Genomic DNA, 23,380 nt, shown 5'->3' on the forward strand with positions numbered 1-23,380 from the left:
CGGTGACGCGGGGTCGCACGCCCAGGGGGTACCGCTACGGACGCTGGCGCGGCGGGCCCGATCCCCTCGCCCCGCCCTACGACCTGGGCAACGCCATCGACGAGATCGGCGACTCGGTGCTCGGCGGCAGCGGGGTCCGGGAGGCGATGCGCGAGCTCCTGCGGCGCGGCGCCGAGGGCCGTCGCGGGCTGGACGAGCTGCGTCGCTCGGTGCGCGAACGGCTGCGCAAGGCGCGCACCGCCGGCCGCATGGACGGCACGCTCCAGGAGGTGCGGGAACTGCTCGACCGGGCGGTGGAGGCCGAGCGCCGCGCGCTCTTCCCCGACCCGGACGACGCCGCCCGGCTGGCCGAGGGAGAGCTCGACGCGCTCCCCGAGGACACCGCCGGGGCGGTGCGCGCGCTCAAGGACTGGCAGTGGCGGTCGGAGGAGGCGCGGCAGGCCTACGATCAGATCCAGGACCTGCTCCGTCGCGAGGTGCTCGACAGCTCCTTCTCCTCGATGAAGCAGGCCCTGCAGAACGCCGGCGAGCAGGACATGCAGGCGGTCAAGGACATGGTCGCCGACCTCTCCCAGCTCGTCGACGCGCACAACCGCGGCGAGGACACCGACGAGCGCTTCGCCGACTTCATGGAGAAGCACGGCCAGTTCTTCCCCGACGACCCGGGGACGGTCGAGGAGCTGATCGACTCGCTGGCCCGGCGGGCCGCCGCGCAGCAGCGGATGATGGCCGGGCTGTCCGCCGAGCAACGGGCCGAACTGGCCGACCTGATGGCGCAGACGATGGAGGACATGGGCCTGGCCAGCGAGATGGCCCACCTGTCCGATGCCCTGCGTCAGGCGCGCCCGGACCTCCCGTGGGGCCAGCGCGGCCAGGTGCCCGACGGGGAGCAGTCACTGGGCATGGGCGACGCCACCTCCGCCGTGGCCGAGCTCGCCGACCTCGAGGCCCTGTCCAACCAGCTCGCCCAGGGCTACGCCGGCGCTTCGCTGGCCGACATCGACGAGGAACTGCTGGAGCGTGCCCTCGGCCGGCCCGCCGTCGACGACCTCGCCGCCCTCCGGCAGATGGAGGCCGAGCTCGAGCGGCAGGGCTACCTCAACCGGTCCGGCGGGAAGCTGGAGCTCTCCCCCAAGGCCGTGCGCCGGCTCGGCGCGACAGCGCTCCGGCGGGTCTTCGCCCAGCTCGACGCCACGGGCCGCGGGGAGCACGACGTCGCCGATGCCGGAGCCGCCGGCGAGCTCACGGGGAGCTCCCGGGAGTGGCGGTTCGGCGACGAGCAGCCGCTGGACGTCGTGCGCACCGTGCGCAACGCCGTCCTGCGCACCGCCGGCGAGCCCCGCACCGACCACCAGCGCCGGGTCCGCATCGCCGTCGAGGACTTCGAGGTCGTGGAGACCGAGCGGCGCACCGGTGCGGCGGTCGCGCTGCTGGTCGACCTGTCCTACTCCATGGCGCTGCGCGGCACCTGGGGTGCGGCGAAGTCGACGGCGATGGCGCTGCACTCGCTGGTCACCACGCGCTTCCCGCAGGACGCCATCGAGATCATCGGGTTCGCCTCGACCGCTCAGGTGCTGGCGCCGTCGACCCTCGCCGAGCTGTCGGTGGACACCCTCCAGGGCACCAACCTGCAGCACGGACTGATGCTGGCGCGACGCTTCCTCGCGAAGCACCACGACGCCGAGCCGGTCGTCCTGGTGGTGACCGACGGCGAGCCGACGGCGCACCTCGAGGACGACGGGACGCCGTTCTTCTGCTGGCCCCCGATGCCCGAGACGATCGCCCGCACGGTCGCCGAGGTGGAGCGGGTGGCCCGGTCGGGCGCCACGGTCAACGTGTTCGCGCTCGACCCCGACCCGGGGCTGGTGCACTTCGTGCACGACCTCACCGAGCGAGCCGGTGGACGGGTGTTCACCCCGGACAGCGACCGGCTCGGCGAGTTCGTCGTCGCGGACTACCTGCGCACCCGGCGGGGCCGCCGGGCCCGCTGAGGACGGCGGGCGCTGAGTTCCGGCGCCACGGCCGGTCTGCACGACATGACCGACTACGTGCGGGCTCCGGACGGCACCCGGATCGCCTTCGACCGCGAGGGCTCCGGCCAGCCGCTGATCCTGGTCGGCGGGGCCGGCCAGTTCCGCGCCGTCGACCCGGACACCCGGGAGCTGACCACCGCCCTGGCCCACCTCGGTTTCGACGTCCTCCACCCCGACCGGCCCGGACGGGGCGACAGCGGTGGCGACCCGCCGTTCGACCTGGACCGGGAGGTCGCCGCGGTGCAGGCGCTGCTGCACGCAGTCGGAGGGCGTGCGTGGCTGTACGGCAGCTCCTCCGGCGGCGCGATCGCCCTGGCCGCGGCCGCCCGCCTGCCCGGCATCGAGCGGCTGTTCCTCTGGGAGGTGCCCCTCGGCCCGGAGTGCGGGACCGACGGCGCCGAGTACCTGGACGCCGTCCGCGAACTCGTGGCCGCCGGCGACCCGGAGGGCGTCTGGCGGCTGTACACCGACGGCATGCCGCCGGAGTGGTTCCGGGACATGCGCGACGGACCGCGGTGGCCGCTCTTCGAGCGCATGGCGGCCACCCTCGAGGCCGACGCCGAGGCACTCGCCTGGACGCAGTCCGCGCCGAGGAGCCGGCTGTGGGCCTCGGTCACCGCACCGGCCGTCGTCCTCCTGGGGACCGACACCTTCCCGTTCATGGCCGACGCCGCCGCGTCGCTCGTCCGGTCCCTCCACCGCGCCGAACGGGTGGAGATCCCGGGGTCCGGGCACCGCTGGCGGGTCGCCGACCTCGCCGAGCGGCTCGCCGGGTACCTCCCCGCCGAGGTCAGGGGCTCGTCGGAGGCGCCCGGCTCGCGCTGAGGCCCGGCTTCCCGCCGGTCGACGGGGACGTCCACGACCGGCCGGTCCCGGCCGCCCGGCAGTGTGAACTGGGTCATACCTGCGAGGGAGAAGGCCACAGGTTGCGTCGGAGGAGGCCGATAACCTCGGTGAGGATGGACCAACGGCCCGGCGACCAGCGGACGGAGGCACCGTGACCCGAGCGGCGACAGCGCGACGGCTGGCGACCGGCGCCGCCTACGGGGGCGGCGGGGTCGGGCTGGCAGGTGCCGTCCTCGTGGCACTGCTCCGGGAGGAGGCGCGGGCCGCGCGCCGCCGCGTCGACGCCCATCGACAGCCCGATCCGCCGTCCGGTGACGGGATCTACGGCCGCGGACGCGGCAAGCCCATCTCCTTCACCGTTCTCGGCGACTCCAGCGCCGTCGGCCTCGGCGTCGACCGGGCGGCCGAGACGCCGGGCGTGCTCATCGCGGCGGCGCTGGCCGAACTGGCCGAGCGGCCGGTGCGGCTCACCCGGCTGGCCGTGTCCGGCGCGAAGTCACCCCAGCTCGACGAGCAGGTCGACGCCGCGCTCGAGGACCCGCCCGACGTCGCGCTGATCATGATCGGCGCGAACGACGTCACCAGCCGGACCAGGCCGGCGGTCTCGGTCCGCCACCTCGGGGACGCCGTCCGCCGGCTCACCGAGGCCGGCGCGGAGGTCGTCGTCGGCACGTGCCCCGACCTGGGCACGATCCGGCCGATCGCGCAGCCGCTGCGCACCCTCGCCCGCCGCTGGAGCAGGCAGATGGCGGCCGCGCAGACCATCGCCGTCGTCGAGGCCGGCGGACGCACCGTCTCGCTCGGCTCGGTGCTCGGCCCCTCGTTCGCCTCCGACCGCTCGCTGTTCAGCCGGGACGAATTCCACCCCAGCGCCGCGGGCTACGCGCACGCCGCCGCCGTGATCCTGCCGTCGGTCGCCGATGCCCTGGGCGTCTGGCCGGCCTCGGCCGACCGCGGCCGCGGTGCCCGGCACCGAGACTCCGTGCGCCCCGTCGCGAGCGCCGCGGCCCGGGCGGCCAGCCGGCCCGGCACCGAGGTGCAGAGCGCGGAGATCGACGGGTCGACGGTCGGGCCCCGCGGTGGCTGGGCGTTGCTGCGCCGCCGTCGTCCCCCGGAGATCCCGACACCCGCCGAGGCGGCGGAGGCCGAGCGGGAGCCGGTCGCACCCTGACCCACCCCGTGATGCGGGCCACACCGGGCCCAGCCGTGTGCCGCGGCTCATAGCCGGAGAAACGACCGGGGTAGCTTCAGGGGTGACCTCACGTCCGGCGATTCCGCGACCGGACCCCCTCATCGTGGAGGACCCATGCCCGAAGCAGTCATCGTTTCCACCGCGCGCTCCCCGATCGGCCGCGCCTTCAAGGGCTCGCTGAAGGACCTGCGCCCGGACGACCTCGCCGCCACCATCGTGAAGGCCGCCCTGGACAAGGTCCCGGCCCTGGACCCGCGCGACATCGACGACCTCATCCTCGGCTGTGGTCTCCCCGGTGGCGAGCAGGGCTACAACATGGGTCGCGTCGTCAGCGTCCTCATGGGCATGGACCACCTGCCCGGCACGACGATCACCCGCTACTGCTCCTCCTCGCTGCAGACCACCCGCATGGCCATGCACGCCATCAAGGCCGGCGAGGGCGACGTCTTCATCTCCGCGGGCGTGGAGATGGTGTCGCGCTTCGTGAAGGGCAACAGCGACGGGCTGCCGGACACGAAGAACCCGGCGTTCGAGGACGCGCAGGCCACGGCCGCCAAGGCCGCCGAGAGCGGCGCCGACAGCTGGACCGACCCCCGCGAGAACGGCGCTCTGCCCGACGTCTACATCGCGATGGGCCAGACGGCCGAGAACCTGGCCCTGCTCAAGGACGTCTCCCGCCAGGAGATGGACGAGTTCGCCGCCCGCAGCCAGAACCTCGCCGTCGAGTCGATCGACAACGGCTTCTGGGCCCGCGAGATCACCCCCGTCACGACGCCGGACGGCACCGTCGTCAGCCAGGACGACGGCCCCCGCCGCGGCACCACCGTCGAGGGCCTGGCCGGCCTGAAGCCTGCCTTCCGCCCCGACGGCCGCGCCACCGCCGGCAACGCCTGTCCGCTCAACGACGGTGCGGCCGCCGTGGTCGTCATGAGCGACACCAAGGCCGCCGAGCTGGGCCTGACCCCGCTGGCCCGCATCGTCTCGACCGCGGTCACCGGCCTCTCGCCGGAGATCATGGGCTACGGCCCGGTCGACGCCTCGAAGCTGGCCCTCAAGCGGGCCGGCATGAGCATCGACGACATCGACCTCGTGGAGATCAACGAGGCCTTCGCCGCTCAGGTCATCCCCAGCTACCGCGACCTGAACATCGACATCGACAAGCTGAACGTCAACGGTGGCGCCATCGCCGTCGGCCACCCGTTCGGCATGACCGGCGCGCGCATCACCGGCACGCTGATCAACGGCCTGCAGACCCGGGACAAGACCTTCGGGCTGGAGACCATGTGCGTCGGTGGCGGCATGGGCATGGCGATGATCATCGAGCGCCTCTCCTGATCCGGCGCTGACACAGCGGCCCGGCCCCCTCACGGGGGCCGGGCCGCTGTGCTTCCCGGGCCGGCCCTCTCGGGCACCGGCTCCGGACATGACAGTGGCCCGGCCCCCGAGGGGACCGGGCCACCGTCAGTGGTGCGGGAGTCAGGTTAATCGCGCAGGTAGCTGAGCAGCCGCAGGATCTCGATGTACAGCCAGATCACGGTGAGCAGCAGGCCGAAGGCGATGTACCAGGCGAACTTCGCCGGGGCGCCGCGACGGATGGCCTCGTCGGCCATGTCGAAGTCCATCAGCAGCAGGAACGCGGCGATGCCGATCATGACGACGCTGAACAGGATGCCCAGCGGGCCGTCGGTGCGGATGCCGAGACCGTCGTCCATGAAGAAGTAGGCGACGAAGTTGACGACCATCAGCACCAGGGCGCCGACGAGCGCGCCGAGGACCCAGCGGGTCAGCTTGGGCGTCACCCGGATGGCGCCGGTCTTGTAGACGATCAGCATGCCGCCGAAGACACCGAACGTGCCGATCAGCGCCTGCATGACGATGCCCGGGTAGACGGTGTTGAACGCCTCGCTGATCGCGCCCAGGGCGACGCCGTAGAGGGCGCCGTAGGACAGCGTCGCGATCGGGTTGGCGATCTGCTTGAACGCGATCACCAGGCCCAGCACGAGCGCCACGAGGACGGCCGGCATGGCCAGACCCCACGCGGCGTCACCGGGGAGCGACCAGACGACGGCGGCGGACAGGACCGTGACCAGGAAGGACAGACCCGTCTTGGTGACGACGTCGTCCATCGTCAGGTACTTGGTGGTCGTCGCCGCGTAGGGCGACGGAGCGGCATAGGGGTCCTGCGTGGGCGCGCCGTACTGGCCGGGCTGCTGCTGGGCAGTGCCCCAGCCCGCGTACTGCTGGCCGCCGCCGGCGCCGCCGAGCCCCCGGAACGCCGGGTTGTTGCTTGGCATTGTCATCTCCTCGAGGTGACCTGTGGGTCGTGGCCTACACGGTGGTGCACTCCACTCGGTCTGGTCAACGCTGCGGCGCCCCAGGTAGTTCCGCGTGTCGCCGCCGTGCCCCCGGTCGGGATCGAACCGACACTGGGACCCTTTTAAGGGGCCTGCCTCTGCCTGTTGGGCTACGGGGGCTGTCCGAGGTGCGAACGCCTGCACGGTAGTTGGCGGCGGGGCTCACCCGGCCGACGTGGCCAGCTCTGTCGCCCGTGAGAGCACGGCGTCGAGCATCGGCTCGGTCAGCTTGCCGGTGAAGGTGTTCTGCTGGCTGACGTGGTAGCTGCCGAGCAGCGTGAGCGGCCCGCGTGGGCCGGTCAGCTCCACCTCAACACCGTGCCCGAACACCGGCCGGGGCCGCGGCACGGCGTAGCCGGCGGCGGCGAGCACCGGCCACAGCGCCGTCCAGCCGAAGCCGCCGAGCACCACGACGACCCGGAGCCGGGGCAGCAGCTCCAGTTCGCGGGCCAACCACGGCGAGCAGGTGTCGCGCTCCTCGGGGGTGGGCGCGTTGGCCGGCGGGGCGCACCGCACGGAGGCGGCCACCCGGACGTCGGTGAGCTCGAGGCCGTCGCCGAGGTGGGTGGACGTCGGCTGGTTGGCGAGGCCCGCCCGCCAGAGCGCGGCGAAGATCCAGTCCCCGCTGCGGTCGCCGGTGAACACCCGGCCGGTGCGGTTGCCGCCGTGCGCGGCAGGCGCCAGCCCGACGACGGCGATGCGCGCGTCGGCCGGCCCGAGCCCCGGCACCGGCCGGCCCCAGTAGTCCTCGTCGCGGAACGAGGCCCGCTTGACCCGCGCCACCTCTTCCCGCCAGGCCACGAGCCGGGGGCAGGCGTAGCAACCGGAGATCCGCTCGTCGAGGACGGCGAGGTCCCGGGTGGCCCGGGCAGAGCGCACCACTCCGGCAGGCGTGCGGGTGACCGGGAACCCCCCGTCGTCCAGCGCCACGGCTAGCTCCTGGCGAGGCGCAGCGCGATGCCGTCGAGGATGTCGTGCTCGCTCACCACGACCTCGTCGAGGCCGAACTCGTCCATGATCACCCGCAGGATGAGGGCGCCGGCGCCGATGACGTCGACCCGGCCGGGGTGCATCACCGGCAGGGCCGCCCGCTGCTCCCGCGGCATCGCGAGCAGGTCGTCGCTCACCCGGCGCACGTCGGCCCCCGGGATCCGCGAGCCGTGGATGGCGAGCGGGTCGTAGCCGGGCAGGTCGAGCGCCAACGCCGCCACGGTCGTCACCGACCCGGCCAGCCCGACCAGCGTGGCGGCTTCCCCCACCGGCACCTCGGCGGTCACGAGCGCCAGGGCCGCCCGGATGTCCGCGACGGTGGCCTCGACCTCGGCAGGCGACGGCGGGTCCCCGTGCAGCCGGCGCTCGGTCAGCCGCACGCAGCCGATGTCCACCGAGCGCGCAGCACGCAGGCCGGCGTCGTCACCGAGCACGAACTCCGTCGAGCCACCGCCGATGTCGACGACGAGGAAAGGCGAGCGTGGTGCGGGACTCCCCTGTGCGGCCGCGGCCGCTTCGAGGGACGCCGTCGCACCGAGGAAGGACAGCTCGGCCTCCTCGCGCCCCGGGACGACGTCCGGCAGCCGGCCGAGCGTCGTCAGCACCATCTGCTCGAACTCGGCACGGTTGGCCGCGTCGCGGGTGGCGCTGGTCGCCACCATGCGGACGTCCACGGCACCGAGCTCGCGCGCGGTCGCGGCGTACTCGGCCAGCACGACGCGGGTGCGCTCGATCGCCTCGGCGGCCAGCCTCCCGGTGGCGTCGACACCCTGGCCCAGGCGCACCACCTCCATGCGGCGCACGAGGTCGGCGTGCCCGCCCACCGGAGGCACGTCGGCCACCAGCAGTCGGATGGAGTTGGTCCCGCAGTCGATGGCGGCGACCCGTCTCACGCGTCGTCCCCCTCGGGCGGGGCGCAGGGGCCCTTGGCCCACCACTCCCCCATGCCCTCGACGGCGCGGTCACCGATCGGGTTCACGCCCGGACCGGCGGCCAGCGCGTGCCCGGCCAGCGCGTGCAGGCACTTGACCCGGTCCGGCATGCCCCCGGCGGTGGCCCGGGTGGGCAGCACGTCCTTGGCGTCCCGCTCGGCGAGGTAGGCCTCGTGCGCGGCGCGGTACCCGGCGGCGAGCTGCGGATCGGTGCCGAGCTCCTCCTGCCACTCGCGCATGCGTCCGGCCGCCTCCAGCCGGCTGGCGGCTGCCGACGCCCGCGGGCAGGTCAGGTAGTACAGCGTCGGGAACGGGGTGCCGTCCTCCAGGCGCGGTGCGGTCTCGACGACGTCGGGCTGTCCGCACGGGCAGCGGTGCGCGACGCCGACCAGCGCACGCGGCGGCCGGCCCAGCTGCCGCTCCACGACGGCGCGGTCGGCCGGGCTGATCGGTTCGCTCACTCGGTGGGCTCCTCGGGCAGGTCGCCGTCGGCGCGGGCCACCGACTCCAGCAGCCCCTCGTACCAGGTCTGCGGAACCGGCGGCGTGGCCGCATCGGAGAGGGTGCCGGCGTCGCCCTCCACCGCCTCGCCGTCGACGACGACGATCAGCCGGTCACCGGGCAGCACGTAGGTGAGCCGCTCGCGCGCCTGGCGCTCGGTCCACGCCGGGTCGTCCTGGCGCCGGAGCTGCTCCTCGAGCTCGGCCGCCCGCCGGTCGAGGGCCTGCCCCTCCGCGCTGAGCTCCACCAGCTCCTGCTGCCCGGCCAGGTACTGGCGGACCGGCCCGGCGAGGGTCAGCGCCAGCAGCAGGACGAGCGAGACGAGCAGGACCGCCCGGCCGGTGAACAGCGGCCGACGCCGTGCGGCCGGAGCCGGCGTCGTGCGGGCGGGCCGGCGGGCTGCCCGGCGCTCCCCCGGACGCCGGGTCGGATGAGGCGTCCCGGCGCGCAGCCCCGTCCGCACCGGCCGGGTCGTGTGGACCCGCGGTACGCGAGCGCTGCTGCGGTGTCCCGGGGGCGGTGACCCGCCCCGTCGGCCGCGGACGCTGCTCATCGGCGTCCGGTCAGCCCCGGGCCAGCCGGGGGAAGGCAGCGGCGCCGGCGTAGCGCGCGGCGTCGTCGAGCTCCTCCTCGATGCGCAGCAGCTGGTTGTACTTGGCCACCCGCTCGCTGCGGGCCGGGGCGCCGGTCTTGATCTGCCCGCAGTCGGTGGCGACGGCGAGGTCGGCGATCGTGGTGTCCTCGGTCTCGCCGGAGCGGTGGCTCATCATGCTGCGGTACCCGTTGCGGTGGGCCAGGTTGACCGCGTCCAGGGTCTCGGTGAGCGTCCCGATCTGGTTGACCTTGACCAGCAGCGCGTTGGCGGCACCGCGGTCGATCCCGTCGGCGAGGCGGGTCGGGTTGGTGACGAACAGGTCGTCGCCGACCAGCTGCACGCGGTCGCCGAGCGCCTGGGTCAGCCCGATCCAGCCCTCCCAGTCCTCCTCGTCCAGCGGGTCCTCGATCGAGACGATCGGGTAGGCGTCGACCAGCTCGCGGTAGTAGTCGGTCAGGTACTGCGCCGACCGCGACTGCCCCTCGAAGTCGTAGGAACCGTCGGCGTGGAACTCCGTGGCCGCGACGTCGAGGGCGAGGGCGATGTCCGTGCCCAGCGAGTACCCGGCCTTCTCGACCGCCTCGGCGATGAGGTCCAGGGCGTCCCGGTTGCTCGGGAGGTCAGGCGCGAAGCCGCCCTCGTCGCCCAGGCCGGTGGACAGGCCGCGGCCCTTCAGCACCGCCTTCAGCGCGTGGTAGGTCTCGGTGCCCATCGCGAGCGCCTCGGCGAAGGTGGGCGCGCCGATCGGGGCGATCATGAACTCCTGCACGTCGACGTTGCTGTCGGCGTGGGCGCCACCGTTGAGGATGTTCATCATCGGCACGGGCAGCAGGTGCGCCGAGGGGCCGCCGACGTAGCGGAACAGCGGGAGGCCGGTGGAGTCGGCCGCGGCCCGGGCGACGGCGAGGCTGACACCCAGGAGGGCGTTGGCGCCCAGGCGCGACTTGTCCGGCGTGCCGTCCAGGTCGATCAGCCGCTGGTCGACGAGCCGCTGCTCGGTGGCCTCGTACCCGACCAGCTCCGGGCCGATGACGTCGAGGACGCCGTCGACGGCCTTGGTCACGCCCTTGCCGCCGTAGCGGTTCCCTCCGTCACGGAGTTCCACCGCCTCGAAGGCGCCGGTGGAGGCGCCGCTGGGGACCGCCGCGCGGGCGATCGTCCCGTCGTCGAGGGCGACCTCGACCTCGACAGTGGGGTTTCCGCGCGAGTCGAGGATCTCCCGCGCGCCTACGGCATCGATGCTCGGCACGGGAGCAGCCTAACCAGCCGCTCCCCGGTCGTCGGCTCGCCTCGCCCCGATCAGGGGACAGCGCGCTCCGCGGCCTCGGCGTCGAGCTCCCCGGCGTACCGGCGGACGGCCTCCCGGAGGGCGTCCTCCACGTCCCAGCCGCGCTGCTCCGCGGCGGCGACGACGGCCAGCAGCCGCTCCCCCAGCTCCTCCGGGCTCCGGGCGGTCAGCTCCGCCGGCTCGGGCGTGCTCAGGCCCGCCCGGCCGGCCCGGCGCACCAGCGCGGCCCCCCAGGAGGCGGACGGTTGCGAGCGGGAGACACCCTCGGTCGGCGAGCGGCGCTGCTTCTCCGCCTGCTTGATCTCCTCCCAACCGGCCTCGACCTGGGCGACATCGCGGGGACCGGCGTCGCCGAAGACGTGCGGGTGCCGGCGGACCAGCTTGTCCACCAGGTCCCACGCCACCTCGTCCACGTCGAAGCGGCGCTCCGACGGGGCCTCGGCGGCCACCCGGGCGTGGAAGACGACCTGCAGCAGCACGTCGCCGAGCTCCTCGCGCATGCCGGCCGGGTCGTCGTCGACGATCGCGTCGTAGGCCTCGTGCGCCTCCTCCAGCAGGTAGCCGCGCAGCGAGGCGTGGGTCTGCTCGGCGTCCCAGGGACAGCCACCGGGCGAGCGGAGCCGGTCCATGACGGCGACCACGTCGAGCAGGCGGCTGCCGGCCGGCATGCCGACGGACGCCAGACCCGGGAGCGCCGACAGCTCGGCGGCGGTGCCGAGCACGACGACGTCCTCGGTCCGCTCCTGCGCCGACTGCGGGTCCGCGTCCTCGACAGTCACGCCGGCGCGGCGCAGCTCCTCGGCCGTCGCGGCCGCTCCGGGCAGCGCCAGGACGGGGACGTCCTCGCTGACGGCCCGCCAGGCGGCCGGGCTCAGCAGGGAGGGGGCGTACGGGCTGACTTCGACGGCGAGCGCGACGGGCACCGGCTCAGTCTCCGGGACCGCTCCGGTCCGCGGCGTCCGCCCCGGTCGCGCCGGCGAGGAGCTCGACCACGCCGCCCTCGCCCCGCACCAGCCGGCCCTCCTCGGAGAGGACCCCGTACCGCGGGTTCACGGTGACGTCCAGGTCCTCGCGCACGTCCTCGACCAGCGCGGCGCCCGCCTCCTCGGCCTCCCGGCGGGCCTCGGCCTCGAGGTCGGGACGGACCTCCTCGAAGGCCGGGGTCGCCGTGCCGGTCGTGAACCCGACGACGATGCCGCCGGCCACCTCGAGCGGGACCACGAACCCGCTCCCCGGCGGGGTCGCGTCGAACCGCTCGGCCAGCACCGGGACGATCTCGGCCGGATCGCCGCGGGTCAGCTGCGGCAGCGTGGAGGGGCCGGCGTACCGGGCGGCCACGGTCGGATAGGCGGCCGGGTCGGCGGTGAGCTCGGCGAGCACGGCCTCGGCCGTGGCCTGGTCGGCGACCGTGATGACGCCGAACTCCGGCTGGGCGAGGCTCTCGCTCACCTCGGCGTAGCGCGCGCGCAGCGCCTCCTCGGACAGCGCGTCGGTCTCCCCCGCGGCCTCGGCGATCCGCTCCCGCACCAGCTGCTGGCGGACGCTGTCGGCGATGTCGGTCCGCGTGACGCCCTGCTCGGCCCACGAGGCGTAGATCGCTTCCGCGTCGTTGTCGCCGATGATCTCGTCGATGCGGGATCGGACCGCGCCGTCGGTCACGCGGACGTCGTAGCGCTCCGCGACCGCCTCGTAGACCTCCCGCTGGACGAGGAACTCCAGGACCAGCCGGGTGTAGTCGGCCTCCCTCGAGGCGGCGAACTCGGCGACGTCCTCGTCGGCGAGCCGTTCGTCGACGGCGCGCTCGAGCTCGGCGACGGTCACCCGGGCGTCACCCACGTAGGCCGCGACGTCCGGCGAGCTCCGGCACGCGGCCAGGGCGGGCAGGGCGAGGGCGAGCGACAGCCCGGCGGCCGCCACTCGGAGAGCACGAGGCTTCAGCACGCCGGGAGACTCCCACACCCGGGTGGGGCTCCGCCGCTAGGACGCGGCAGCGGCCTGCGGCTGGTCGAGAACAGCGGTCAGGGTGGCGTGCAGGGTCTCCAGCAGGGCGACGTCGCGCAGGGGTGTGCGCCGGTCGGGACCGACCGGCATCTTGAGAGCGATCGTCTGAACCGCGGCCTTGTACGAAGCACCCTCGGCCAGCCGGGCGAGGCGCATCTGCTTGGACTCCGGCAGCTCCACGGGGCTGACCCGCACCGCCCGGCCCTGCAGCGACACCTCGGTGATGCCCAGCGCCCGCATGGCGACCCGGAAGCGCGCCACGGCCAGCAGGTTGAGCACCGGCGCCGGCGGGGTGCCGTACCGGTCGGTCAGCTCGTCGAGGACGGCCTGCGCCTGCTCCTCGTCCTGGATCGAGGCCACCTTGCGGTAGGCCTCCATCCGGAGCCGCTCGCCGGGCACGTAGTCGTGCGGCAGGTGCGCGTCGACCGGCAGGTCCACCCGCACCTCCACCGGCTCGGCCGGTGCCTCCTCGCCGGTGACCTGGGCCCGGTAGTCGGCGACCGCCTCGCCGACCAGCCGGACGTAGAGGTCGAAGCCGACGCCGGCGATGTGCCCGGACTGCTCGCCGCCGAGGAGGTTGCCCGAGCCGCGGATCTCCAGGTCCTTCATCGCCACGGCCATGCCGGCACCCAGGTCGGTGTTGTTGGCGATCGTCGTGAGCCGGTCGACCGACGTCTCGGTGAGCGTGCGCGTGGGGTCGTAGGTGAAGTACGCGTAGGCGCGCTCCCGGCCGCGGCCCACCCGGCCGCGGATCTGGTGCAGCTGGGAGAGCCCGAAGGTGTCGGCGCGGTCGACGATGAGGGTGTTGGCGTTGGGGATGTCCAGGCCCGACTCGACGATCGTCGTCGCGACCAGGACGTCGTACTCCTTCTCCCAGAAGCCGACCATGATCCGCTCGAGCTCGTGCTCCTTCATCTGCCCGTGGCCGACGGCCACGCGCGCCTCGGGGACCAGCTGGCGGATCTTCGCCGCGGCCTTGTCGATGGACTGCACCCGGTTGTGGATCACGAAGACCTGGCCGTCGCGCAGCAGCTCGCGGCGGATCGCGGCGGCCATCTGCTTGTCGGCCCACGCGCCCACGTAGGTGAGCACCGGGTGCCGCTCCTCGGGCGGGGTGAGGATCGTCGACATCTCCCGGATGCCGGTCAGCGACATCTCCAGGGTCCGCGGGATCGGCGTGGCCGACATCGACAGGACGTCGACCGCCGTCCGCATCGTCTTCAGGTACTCCTTGTGCTCGACCCCGAAGCGCTGCTCCTCGTCGACGATGACCAGCCCGAGGTCCTTCCACCTGGTGGTGGGCTGCAGCAGGCGGTGGGTCCCGACGAGGATGTCGATCTCCCCGGCCGCGAGCTGGCGGAGGATCTCGGTGGTCTCGCGGTCGGACTGGAACCGGGAGAGCACCTTCACCGTCACCGGGAACTGCGCCACCCGCTCCGAGAACGTCTTGAAGTGCTGGTTGGCCAGCAGCGTCGTCGGCACCAGGACGGCGACCTGCTTGCCGTCCTGCACCGCCTTGAACGCCGCCCGCACCGCGATCTCGGTCTTCCCGTAGCCGACGTCGCCGCAGATGATCCGGTCCATCGGGACCGACTGCTGCATGTCGGCCTTGACCTCGTCGATCGCGGCCAGCTGGTCGGGCGTCTCCTGGAACGGGAACGCGTCCTCGAGCTCGCGCTGCCAGACGGTGTCCGGCCCGAAGGAGTGGCCCTGGGTGGCCATCCGGGCGGAGTAGAGGCGGATGAGCTCGCCGGCGATCTGCTTGACCGCCTTGCGCGCCTTGCTCTTGGTGTTCTTCCAGTCCGCGCCGCCGAGCTTCGACAGCGCCGGGGCCTCCCCGCCGACGTAGCGGGTGAGCTGGTCGAGGGAGTCGGTGGGGACGAACAGCCGGTCCGGCGGCTGGTTCCGGCGCGAGGCGGCGTACTCGACGATCAGGTAGTCGCGCTGCCCGCCGTTGACGGTGCGGCTGATCATCTCGATGTAGCGGCCGATGCCGTGCTGCTCGTGCACCACGAGGTCACCGGGCTGGAGCTGCACCAGGTCGACGGCGTTGCGGCGCCGCGCGGGCATCTTCACCGCGTCGCGCATCGAGGTGCCGCGCTGGCCGGTGAGGTCGTGCTCGGTGAGCAGCGCCAGCCCGATGCCGGGGAAGGCGAAGCCGGTCTCGATGTTCCCCTGGGTCACGTGGGTGACCCCGCCGTCGGGTGCGGCCACGAGGTCGGGCACGAGGCGGACGCCGAGATCGGCCTCGGCGAACTGGTCGGCGGCCCGCTGGGCGGGGCCCGGCCCGGCGAAGGTGACCACCACCCGCCAGCCCTCGCGGTGCCAGGTGCGCTGCTGCTCGATCGCCTTCCCGACGTCGCCGGCGAAGCGGTCCACGACCGTCGCGGCGAGATTGATCACGCCGTCGTCCGCCATGTCATCGGCTGTGACGGTGAACGACCCCGTCGTCCACCACGGCAGGCCGCGGCCCCGGGCGGCCGCCTCGACGTCGGCCAGGTCGCGGAAGGCCGACGCACCCAGGTCCAGCGGGGCCTCTCCCGCCTCCGCCGCGGTCGCCCAGGAGGCGGCCAGGAACTCGTCGGCGGTGCGCACCAGGTCCGCGGAACGGCTGCGGACCCGCTCGGGGTCGGCGACCAATACGTGCGTGCCGGCGGGGACGAGGTCGGTGAGCAGCTGCATCGCCGAGTCGCCGATGAGGGCCGGGGTCAGCGACTCCATCCCCTCGACCGCGATGCCCTCGGCCAGCTTGCCCGCGATCTCCAGCAGCCCCGGGTGCTCCTGCGCCAGCGCGGCGGCGCGGGCGCGGACGTCCTCGGTGAGGAGGAGCTCGCGGCACGGCGGCGCCCACAGCCGGTCGGGTCGCTCGTCGAGGGAGCGCTGGTCGGCCGCGGAGAAGTACCGCAGCTCGTCGACCTCGTCGCCCCAGAACTCGACGCGGACGGGGTGCGGCTCGGTGGGTGGGAAGACGTCGAGCAGACCGCCGCGGACGGCGAACTCGCCGCGCTTCTCGACCAGTTCCACCCGCGTGTAGGCGGCGTCGGTCAGGGCCCGGGCGACGTCGTCGAGGTCGGCGGCGTCACCGGCCTTCAGCTCGACCGGGACGAGGTCGCCCAGGCCCGGCGCCAGCGGCTGGAGCACGCTGCGGACCGGCGCCACCAGGACGTCGATCGTCCCGTTCTCGCCGGGGTGGGTCAGGTCGCGGAGCACGGCGAGCCGGCGGCCCACCGTGTCGGCCCGGGGGCTGAGCCGCTCGTGCGGCAGCGTCTCCCAGGCCGGGAAGGTGACGACCCGGTGCTCGGGCAGGAAGCAGCGCAGCAGGTCGGCGGTGACGTCGGCGTCCCGCTCGCCTGCGGTGACCAGCAGGACCGGTACGCCCGCGCCCGGCTGCCTCGCGGCCAGGGCGGCGGCGACCAGGGGCTGGACCGGCGGCGGCGCGGTGACGGCGACCTCGGCGCTCCCCGCAGACGCCACGACGCGGGCCATGCCGGGATCGCTGAGGACGACGTCGAGCACGCCGCGCAAGGTCACGCCTGTTCTCTCCTCGGATGCGGGGCCGCACCGCCGCCGCCCACTGCGGCGCGGGGCCCGTTCCCAGTGTAAGGACCCCGATGCCCCCCACGACTCGCTCCGCTCGCCGCGGGCCCCTGCACCGGGGCCACGATCAGGCGAGCGCGAACGGCCTGTTCAGGAGGTGAGGGCGCGGGCCACGCGCCCGACCGGCTCCTCGGCGTCGATCGCGGCCAGCGCCTTGCGCAGCAGCGTGCTCGAGGTGTGCACCGTGTACGGGAAGTACTGGACGGTCACGCCGACCCCGGCGAACTCCTGCTCGAGCCGCTCCCCCTTCGGCGTGCCCCGCCAGTCGTCACCCTTGAAGATCACGTCGAAGCCGACCTCGCGCCAGGTGTCGATCTTGTCGGGCACCACTTCGGCGTGGACGTCGTCCACGAACCGCAGGCTGCGCACGATCTCCATCCGCTCCGCGAGCGGGATGACCGGCGCGCGCCCCTTCGTCAGCACGAGCATCTCGTCGGAGACCACGCCCGCGATGAGGTGGTCGCAGTGCTCCGCGGCGTGCTTGAGGATGTTCAGGTGCCCGACGTGGAAAAGGTCGTAGGCACCGGGCGCATAGCCGATCACTGGCACAGTCGTCGTCCCCCGAGACTTGAAGATGAAAGCTCCCCGAGTCCACCAGCACGGCTACGAACTGTCACCACCCTGACGGTGGGCTTCACCGTATCGAGGCAGGTCAGCGCGGCAACCGTCGGAGCGTGCCGCGCCTCCGTGTCACGCTGTGTAGTCACGGCGAGGCGCAGGGTGCCTCCCGGCGCCGCCTCCGGCCGGCCGGACGCCGCGCAGCGGCCCTCGAGCCCCTCCCCTACGGGTGATACGCCTGGTCAGAGGGCCGCTTTTCCCGCGCGAGGGCCCCTAGCCTGGTGACAACGGGCCCGCCCGCGGGCGTCGTCGACGTGCACGACGGCGGGCCGACGAGAGCAGGCGGGGACGATGGAGCTGCAGGACTACATCTCGGCGCTGCGGCAGTACTGGCGCACCTGGGTCGCACTCACGGTCATCGGTGTGCTGGCCGCGCTCCTCGTCGTCGAGGCTTCTCCCAAGACCTACCGGGCCACCGCACAGGTCTTCGTCGCCAGCACCCTCGAGGGCACCAGCGGCGCACAGTTCATCAACCAGCGCGTGGGGAGCTACCCGGACATCGCGGAGAGCCTGGCCGTGCTCGGCCCGGTCGCGGAGGAGATGGAGCTGGACGACTCGTTCGAGGACCTGCGCGGCATCGTCACCGCCACCAACCCGGCCGAGACCTCCCAGGTCAACGTCTCGGCGACCACGGGGTCTCCCGAGGAGGCGGCCCGAATCGCCAACGCCGTGGCCGAGCGGTTCAGCGAGACGGTGGAGACCCTCGAGGCCCCCGCCGACGGGCGCTCGCCGGTCGACCTGACGGTCACCGACCCGGCCACGGTCCCGACCAGCCCCGCCTCCCCCGACGCCGTCCTGCTCGTGGCCCTCGGCCTGGTCGTGGGCCTGCTGCTGGGGCTGGCGCTCGCCATCCTCCGCAGCCGCCTCGGCACCACGCTGAGCACCGAGACCGACGTGCGCGAGCTCTGGGGCGCCGACGGTGAGCGGATCGAGGTCTACGCCGCCCGGTCCCGCGGTCGCTCCCGGACCGGGCGTCCCGCCGCACGTCTGGCCGGCCAGCTGGAGCTGATGGCGGAGTCGAGGCCGGTGCGCGTCTTCGCGCTCTCCGCCTCGCCGGACCGGTCCACCGCACCGCGGCGACTGCTGCGCGACATCGCCGACGTCCTGGCCGCCCGCGGCGTTCCGGCAGGAGTCGTCCGGGCCTCCGTCGAGGAGCGGCTGCCCACGTCGCAGCAGCCCCGGGTGCAGCTGGCGACGGGCCGGCGGCCCGTCGCGCTGCGCGAATGGCGTCAGCTGCTGCAGAACTACGACGCCGTGGTGATCGTGGTCGAACTGGGCCACGGGACGGTCGAGGAGCTGCGGGAGCTCCGCGCGATGGCCGCGGCCGCGGGGGTGCAGCCCCTGGCGGTGCTGCTCGTGCGCGGGCGGGGTTTCGCCGTCACGTCCGGTGCCACCATCCGCACGCGGGCGGATCGGTTCGGGGCGTCCACCACCCTGGACCTGCCGGCGAAGTCCACCACCGGCGCGCCGGGCGGGTCCTCGTCCCAGGAAGACGCCGCGTCCGGGGAACCGGTTCCGGTGGGCGCCCCGAGCGGTCTCCGGAAGCGTCCGGCCCGCTAGGCGGACCCCGGTCGGTCCGGCCCGACCGGCTGCTCGACCGGCTGCTCGACCGGCTGCTCGACCGGCATGGCCCCAGGCACACGGGGGCGCCCCGCTGCGTCCACCGCCGTTGCCTCGTCCCGCAGGCGCGCCCGCGAGCCACCCTCCGCCAGCAGCGACACGGTCATGAAGAGCAGGAACTCCGGGGTCGCCTCCACCAGTCCGCTCTCCAGGAGGCTGCGGCCGAGGAGGAAGGTCAGCACGCCGAGGAACAGGATCCGGTGCGGTCGAGGGGCGCGAACGGAGCCCACCACGGCCCACACGGCCCACACGACGGTCACGAGCAGTCCGAGGAGCCCGGTCTGCACCAGGGCGGACACCCAGCTGCTGTCGAGCAGCTGCTCGTCCCACCACTGCCCGTCGACCGGGATGTACTTGACCGACAGCCCGCCGCCGAACGCCCACTGCCACCACGACTCCGCCCACGACTGGGCGGCGCTCCAGGCCACGAAGCGCGACTCCAGCGTGCTGGTCCCCGTTCCGTCGCGCGTGACGAAGCCGGCGACCGCCCCCGTGACCACCACGGCCACGCAACCGAGGGCTGCCGTGACCAGGGCCCCGACCACGAGGCCGACCCGGGGCCGGCGCATGTGCAGCACGACGACCACGACCGCGAGCACGAGCATGAACAAGCCGGTCCTGGATCCGGTCAGCCACACCAGCGCGAGGAACCCGCCGCCCAGCAGCGCATTGCGCCACCGGGCCTCGCCCAGCGCCGTGCGCCACGTCGCCCAGAGGACGACGACGCCGGCGAGGAGGGCCAGGCCGTTCGGGTGGAGGGGCGGGATGCCGCCGAAGAAGCGTCCGTCGAGCAGGCTGGGCAGTCCGGTGGCGGCAGCCACCGCCGCGACCACACCGCACGAGCCGACGATCGCCCGGAGCACCCGGAACGCGGGAGCTGCCCGGAGCAGCAGGACGACCGTGGCGACGAGGATGGTGGTCCGCGCCGCGATCACCGCGCTGGGGACCAGGGTCCCGTGACCGAGCGCGCCGAGGAGCGACGCGGCGAGCATGACCCCGAAGAACCACAGGGAGCCGGTACCGACCCGGCGCCGGCCCGCACCCGCGGCCTGCGCCGCCGCGAACGCGAGCGCCAGGGCCAGGACGCCGCACACGGCTTTGCCGACGACCACCGGGTCCAGCGAACCGGAGAAGACGTCTCCCCGCCGCCAGACCACCGTGCTGGCGACCATCAGGAGACAGGCGACGCCCACCCGGGGGGAGGCAGTGGTGCTCATGACGCCTCCTGCGTGGCCGAGCTGCGGCGCAGGACAGCGCCGCTCGGGATGGTAGGTGCTCCGCGGCCGTCCCAGGCGCAGGCTGCGCTCACGCCCGTTGCAGGACCGCCTGCGACAGGGTGGCGGAGTACGCCTCCATCGAGAAGCGCGCGCGAGCGTCCGCCTGACCGGCCAGGCCGAGGCGCGTGGCGGTCGCCGGGTCGGACAGCAGCCGGATGATCGCGTCGGCCAGCGCACGCGGATCGTCGGGGTCCACGAGCAGGCCGGTGCGGCCGTCCTCGATGATCTCCTGCAGCCCGCCGACCCTCGAGGCCACGACCGGTCGACCGAGGAGGAGGGCTTCGACCGCGACGAGCCCGAAGGGCTCGACGCGGGAAGGCACCAGGACGACGTCGGCCGCGGCGACGTACTCCACCGGGTCCTGGAAGCCGACGAACTCGATCGCTTCCCCGACGTCTTCAGCGACTGCCAGCGCCCGCAGACCGTCGACGTAGTCCTCGTACCCCGGGTACCCGTCGCCGACGAGCGTGAGCTGCACGTCGTAGCCCGCGTTCCTGACCAGCGCGGTCGCGGCGATCGCGACGTCCTGGCCCTTCCGCGCGGCCAACCTGCCGACGACGACGACGCTCCGCCTGGTCGACGCCCGATCCGTGGAGGGAACCGCTTCCGGAGCCGGCTCGCGCACGCCGTTGTAGATGACCTGGCACCGGCGCGCGGTCCGCCTGCCCAGTGACGACGTGATCCACGTCAGGCAGTCCTCGCTGTTCGCGATCACCAGGTGAGCGGCCAGCAGGGGCGCCAGCAGCACCGCGCTGCTGATCCGCGACATCTGCGGTTCGCTCTCGTGCACGTGGCACACGACGCGCGCACCGCTCAGGCGCCCGGCGATGAGCCACTGCGGTGCGGCGACGGTGCTCACGTAGAGGACCGACGTCCTGCGCGACCGGAGCCAGGCCGTGGAGACGATCACCGATCGCACGAACTGGAGGAGGAAGACGAACACCTTCCACGGCGTGCGCAGCTCGACCTTGCGCAGGACGGGGAAGGGGCGCACCTCGTAGGAGAGGTTCCGCCCGTCGAGTTCCGTCAGGAGCGGCCCACGCTTGGGCAGCACGACCGTGGCTCCTGGCGCGAGGGTGGCGACGCTCTCCAGGAACATCCGGTCGCTGCCGTACAGGTCGGCGTGCGGGTGGACGGCGACGACGGCGCCGTCCGGTCGGTCGGTGCTCACGACGGGTTCCAATCGTTCGGCAGGACCGCGGCCGTGGACTGCCGATCGGTCCTGCGCAGTGCGACGGATCCGGGTCCCGCGAGACGTCTCGTGGAACCCGGATCCGATGTCAGGTCAGCTCACCGGTTCTGGGCCGTCGCACTGCCGAAGATCTTGGTCTTGACCTTGACAGCGGTGTCGTAGTGACGGGCGAACATCCGCTTGAGCGGACCGGCCGCCTCCGGCGACCACCCCGTGGTGCGGGCGACGGTGCTGCCCTCCGGCACCAGCTCGTAGGCATAGGTCGCGATGGACTTGCGGGTCACCCCCGGCGGGAGGCTCATCTTCTTGAACCCGTGGTAGGTGCGGTCGTCGGTGACCATGATGAGTCCGCGGTTGAACAGCGGCTCGATCGCCACGGGATCGCCGTCCGGGCTCGTCTTCACCAGCAGGCGTCCGTCGTACTCCGGCTTCCAGTCCTTGTTCACGTAGAAGAGGACGTTGAGCGTCCGCAGCCAGTTCGAGTGCAGCGGGTGCATGTTGAAGTCCACGTGGGTGTCCAGGAAGCCACCGTCGCCGCTCTGGTGGAAGCCCCCGCCGTGGAAAGCCGGGTCGACGAAGAGGTCCTTCCCCGTCAGCGTGCTGATGAACTGCTTGAACTGGTCGCTCATCAGGGCGTCGTAGAACGCCTTGCTGGTCGGCCCCTGCTCGGCGACGCTCGACAGCTCGTGCTTGTCGCCGAACACGTAGTCCCGCGACTTCGGCATCGCCTCCGGGGAGGGGAACTCCGCCAGCAGCTTCTCGGCGGTCTCGACGTCGAGGAAGTTGTCGATGATCAGGTGGGGAAAGGGCTCCGCGGACCGGAATTGGGCAGCGAGCTCCTCGCCGCGGTCGATCCATTCGTTGAACATGTCAGCTCCTAGTGGATGCCTGGTCAGCGGGCATTTCCAGTCCGCGAAAAACGGATCCCGCGCGCGATCGACATTAGTTATGGCACCCTCACCCGGCTACGGTCGCTGACCCTTTCGGGGGGCGTTCCGAAGGGCCCTGGGGAGCCGCTGTCCGACCACGGCGCCGGCTCGCGCCACGCGGTCCGGCCGACCCTGCGCGGCCGGCGCCAGGATCAGGCCGCGCACAGCGGCGGCGGCCAGCACGGGGCCCACGGCCAGCCCGAGCGGCGCCCACTGCGCCCCGCTCTCGACCGTGATCACCATGACGACGACCGCGGCGAGCCCGGCGAACTCGAGCGAGCGCAGGAGGAGCACTCGCCGCTGCTGGCGATGGACCGTGGCCAACGCGGAGTACGGCAGGAGGACGGCGCCCGCGACCGCATAGGCCGACCACCCGGCGACCGCCGGCAGGGGGACCTCGTACTGCCCTCCCGCCAGGAGCGGGCCGAGCCACGGCAGGAGCAGGCAGATGGCCGCGCCGATGAGTGCGACGCCCACGGCCAGGCCCGCGGCGACGCGGTCGGCCTTCCGCAGGGTGTCGCTCACCGGCCTGTCCCTGAGCGCCACGAAATGAGGGAGCAGGAACGAGCCCAGCCCGGCGACCAGCACCAGGGTGGGCGCGGTGAGGACCCGGGCGGCCTCGATCGGGCCGTAGGCAGCCGCCCCCGCCACGGCGACGACGACGACGCGCACCACGGTGAGCAGGGTCGGCCGGATCGTCTGGGCGGCGGCACGCCACACGCCGAAGGCGAAGACCGTGCGCAGCGCCGGGTTCCGCCACGGTCCCCGGGGTCGTTCGGCGTCCGGCAGCCGCCACCAGGCGACCAGTGAGGCGCCGGTCTGGCCGACCAGGACCGCCACGACGAACGAGGCCACGGTCAGCTCACCGTCGATCCGGAGGGCGACGAGCGTGGCCAGGGAGAGCAGGAGACTGCCGCCGTCGACCGCCGGCAGGGACCAGAAGCGCCCGGTGGCCATGAGCAGCCGCCGCAGCGTGTCCTCAACGATGAACACCGCCGTGGCGAGTCCGAGCAGGAGCCCCGCCCACACCGGGAGGACACCGGTCGCCAGTGCGGCCGCCGCACCCAGGACCGCGGCGGCCGTCGACACCAGCGCCGCCCACCCGTGCAGGCCCGCGCGGGTCCGCTCGTCCCCGCGGTCCAGCACGGTCAGCGAGTCCCCGACCAGTCCGCTGCAGACGGCCGTGGCCAGTACCACCAGGCCGTATCCGAGGGCGAAGGTGGCCAGCCCCGCAGCACCCAGGAAGCGGGCCGCCGCGACCTGGAGCACCAGGCCGGCGAGCGCCTGCGTCACTTGGCCGGCGACCGCTCCGGTGACCGGCCGTCGCAGGACGGACAGCGATCGCACCTTCACCGATCCATCCTCCCCGAGAGGGACGCCCGGCCGGATGGTGTTCCAGCCGGGCGTGCCCCTTC

At 73.5% G+C, this 23,380-nt stretch carries 19 protein-coding genes and 1 tRNA gene; 5 read left to right on the forward strand and 15 right to left on the reverse strand.

The window, feature by feature from the left end; all coding sequences use genetic code 11:
- Positions 1-2: 2 nt before the first annotated feature.
- The 4 genes from BN344_RS05840 to BN344_RS05855 all read left to right on the forward strand — a co-directional run bounded on the left by BN344_RS05840 (position 3) and on the right by BN344_RS05855 (position 5,406).
- A complete protein-coding gene (locus tag BN344_RS05840; RefSeq protein WP_040337336.1) occupies positions 3-1,991 on the forward strand; it encodes a VWA domain-containing protein in 1,989 nt (662 codons plus the stop codon).
- Between the two features lie 45 nt (positions 1,992-2,036).
- Positions 2,037-2,858: an alpha/beta fold hydrolase gene (locus BN344_RS05845; protein ID WP_051515577.1), complete on the forward strand. Its 822-nt coding sequence runs from the start codon at positions 2,037-2,039 to the stop codon at positions 2,856-2,858.
- 172 nt (positions 2,859-3,030) lie between these two features.
- The gene (locus BN344_RS05850; protein ID WP_040337337.1) at positions 3,031-4,050 is read left to right on the forward strand and encodes an SGNH/GDSL hydrolase family protein; all 1,020 of its coding nucleotides are present in this window, start codon (positions 3,031-3,033) and stop codon (positions 4,048-4,050) included.
- A gap of 135 nt (positions 4,051-4,185) precedes the next feature.
- Positions 4,186-5,406: an acetyl-CoA C-acetyltransferase gene (locus BN344_RS05855; RefSeq protein ID WP_040337338.1), complete on the forward strand. Its 1,221-nt coding sequence runs from the start codon at positions 4,186-4,188 to the stop codon at positions 5,404-5,406.
- Positions 5,407-5,552: 146 nt separating this feature from the next.
- On the opposite strand, the gene BN344_RS05860 is transcribed toward BN344_RS05855, so the two are convergent.
- From BN344_RS05860 to BN344_RS05910, 11 genes are all read right to left on the reverse strand, one after another.
- Positions 5,553-6,365, reverse strand: a complete 813-nt coding sequence (locus BN344_RS05860; RefSeq protein ID WP_040337339.1) for a Bax inhibitor-1/YccA family protein — start codon at positions 6,363-6,365, stop codon at positions 5,553-5,555.
- Positions 6,366-6,471: 106 nt separating this feature from the next.
- Positions 6,472-6,545, reverse strand: a tRNA-Leu gene (locus BN344_RS05865).
- A 42-nt stretch (positions 6,546-6,587) separates the two neighbouring features.
- Entirely contained in the window at positions 6,588-7,355 is a 768-nt protein-coding gene (locus tag BN344_RS05870; protein WP_197022239.1) for a uracil-DNA glycosylase, read from the reverse strand.
- A gap of 2 nt (positions 7,356-7,357) precedes the next feature.
- Positions 7,358-8,308: a Ppx/GppA phosphatase family protein gene (locus BN344_RS05875; protein ID WP_040337340.1), complete on the reverse strand. Its 951-nt coding sequence runs from the start codon at positions 8,306-8,308 to the stop codon at positions 7,358-7,360.
- Positions 8,305-8,808 carry a DUF501 domain-containing protein gene (locus BN344_RS05880; protein WP_040337341.1) on the reverse strand — a complete coding sequence of 168 codons (504 nt, stop codon included), beginning with the start codon at positions 8,806-8,808 and terminating at the stop codon, positions 8,305-8,307. Before BN344_RS05880 ends, BN344_RS05875 begins: the two co-directional genes overlap by 4 nt.
- On the reverse strand, positions 8,805-9,311 hold the full coding sequence (locus BN344_RS05885) for an FtsB family cell division protein (RefSeq protein ID WP_231486514.1): 507 nt from the start codon (positions 9,309-9,311) through the stop codon (positions 8,805-8,807). Before BN344_RS05885 ends, BN344_RS05880 begins: the two co-directional genes overlap by 4 nt.
- A 100-nt stretch (positions 9,312-9,411) precedes the next feature.
- Positions 9,412-10,692: a phosphopyruvate hydratase gene (eno, locus tag BN344_RS05890; RefSeq protein ID WP_040337343.1), complete on the reverse strand. Its 1,281-nt coding sequence runs from the start codon at positions 10,690-10,692 to the stop codon at positions 9,412-9,414.
- 50 nt (positions 10,693-10,742) lie between these two features.
- Complete coding sequence (locus BN344_RS05895) at positions 10,743-11,654, reverse strand: nucleoside triphosphate pyrophosphohydrolase (protein WP_040337344.1); 912 nt, start codon at positions 11,652-11,654, stop codon at positions 10,743-10,745.
- Between the two features lie 4 nt (positions 11,655-11,658).
- A complete protein-coding gene (locus tag BN344_RS05900; RefSeq protein ID WP_166518192.1) occupies positions 11,659-12,672 on the reverse strand; it encodes a peptidylprolyl isomerase in 1,014 nt (337 codons plus the stop codon).
- 36 nt (positions 12,673-12,708) lie between these two features.
- A complete protein-coding gene (gene mfd / locus BN344_RS05905) occupies positions 12,709-16,263 on the reverse strand; it encodes a transcription-repair coupling factor (protein WP_155858766.1) in 3,555 nt (1,184 codons plus the stop codon).
- Positions 16,264-16,419: 156 nt separating this feature from the next.
- On the reverse strand, positions 16,420-16,878 hold the full coding sequence (locus BN344_RS05910; protein ID WP_040337346.1) for an adenylyltransferase/cytidyltransferase family protein: 459 nt from the start codon (positions 16,876-16,878) through the stop codon (positions 16,420-16,422).
- Between the two features lie 360 nt (positions 16,879-17,238).
- Between BN344_RS05910 and BN344_RS18925 the strand changes: the two genes are divergently transcribed.
- Positions 17,239-18,507 (forward strand): YveK family protein, encoded by a 1,269-nt coding sequence (locus BN344_RS18925; RefSeq protein WP_051515578.1) that lies wholly within the window; start codon positions 17,239-17,241, stop codon positions 18,505-18,507.
- Here the strand turns inward: BN344_RS18925 and BN344_RS05920 are convergent.
- From BN344_RS05920 to BN344_RS05935, 4 genes are all read right to left on the reverse strand, one after another.
- Positions 18,504-19,784, reverse strand: a complete 1,281-nt coding sequence (locus BN344_RS05920) for an O-antigen ligase family protein (protein WP_155858767.1) — start codon at positions 19,782-19,784, stop codon at positions 18,504-18,506. The genes BN344_RS18925 and BN344_RS05920 overlap by 4 nt on opposite strands.
- Positions 19,785-19,872: 88 nt before the next feature.
- Entirely contained in the window at positions 19,873-21,015 is a 1,143-nt protein-coding gene (locus BN344_RS05925; RefSeq protein WP_040337347.1) for a glycosyltransferase family 4 protein, read from the reverse strand.
- A gap of 119 nt (positions 21,016-21,134) precedes the next feature.
- On the reverse strand, positions 21,135-21,905 hold the full coding sequence (locus BN344_RS05930; protein WP_040337348.1) for a 2OG-Fe(II) oxygenase: 771 nt from the start codon (positions 21,903-21,905) through the stop codon (positions 21,135-21,137).
- A 96-nt stretch (positions 21,906-22,001) separates the two neighbouring features.
- Positions 22,002-23,318: an MATE family efflux transporter gene (locus BN344_RS05935; RefSeq protein ID WP_197022240.1), complete on the reverse strand. Its 1,317-nt coding sequence runs from the start codon at positions 23,316-23,318 to the stop codon at positions 22,002-22,004.
- Between the last annotated feature and the right edge of the window lie 62 nt (positions 23,319-23,380).

Source organism: Candidatus Blastococcus massiliensis AP3, assembly GCF_000582785.1.
In the GTDB taxonomy this organism is placed as follows: domain Bacteria; phylum Actinomycetota; class Actinomycetes; order Mycobacteriales; family Geodermatophilaceae; genus Blastococcus; species Blastococcus massiliensis.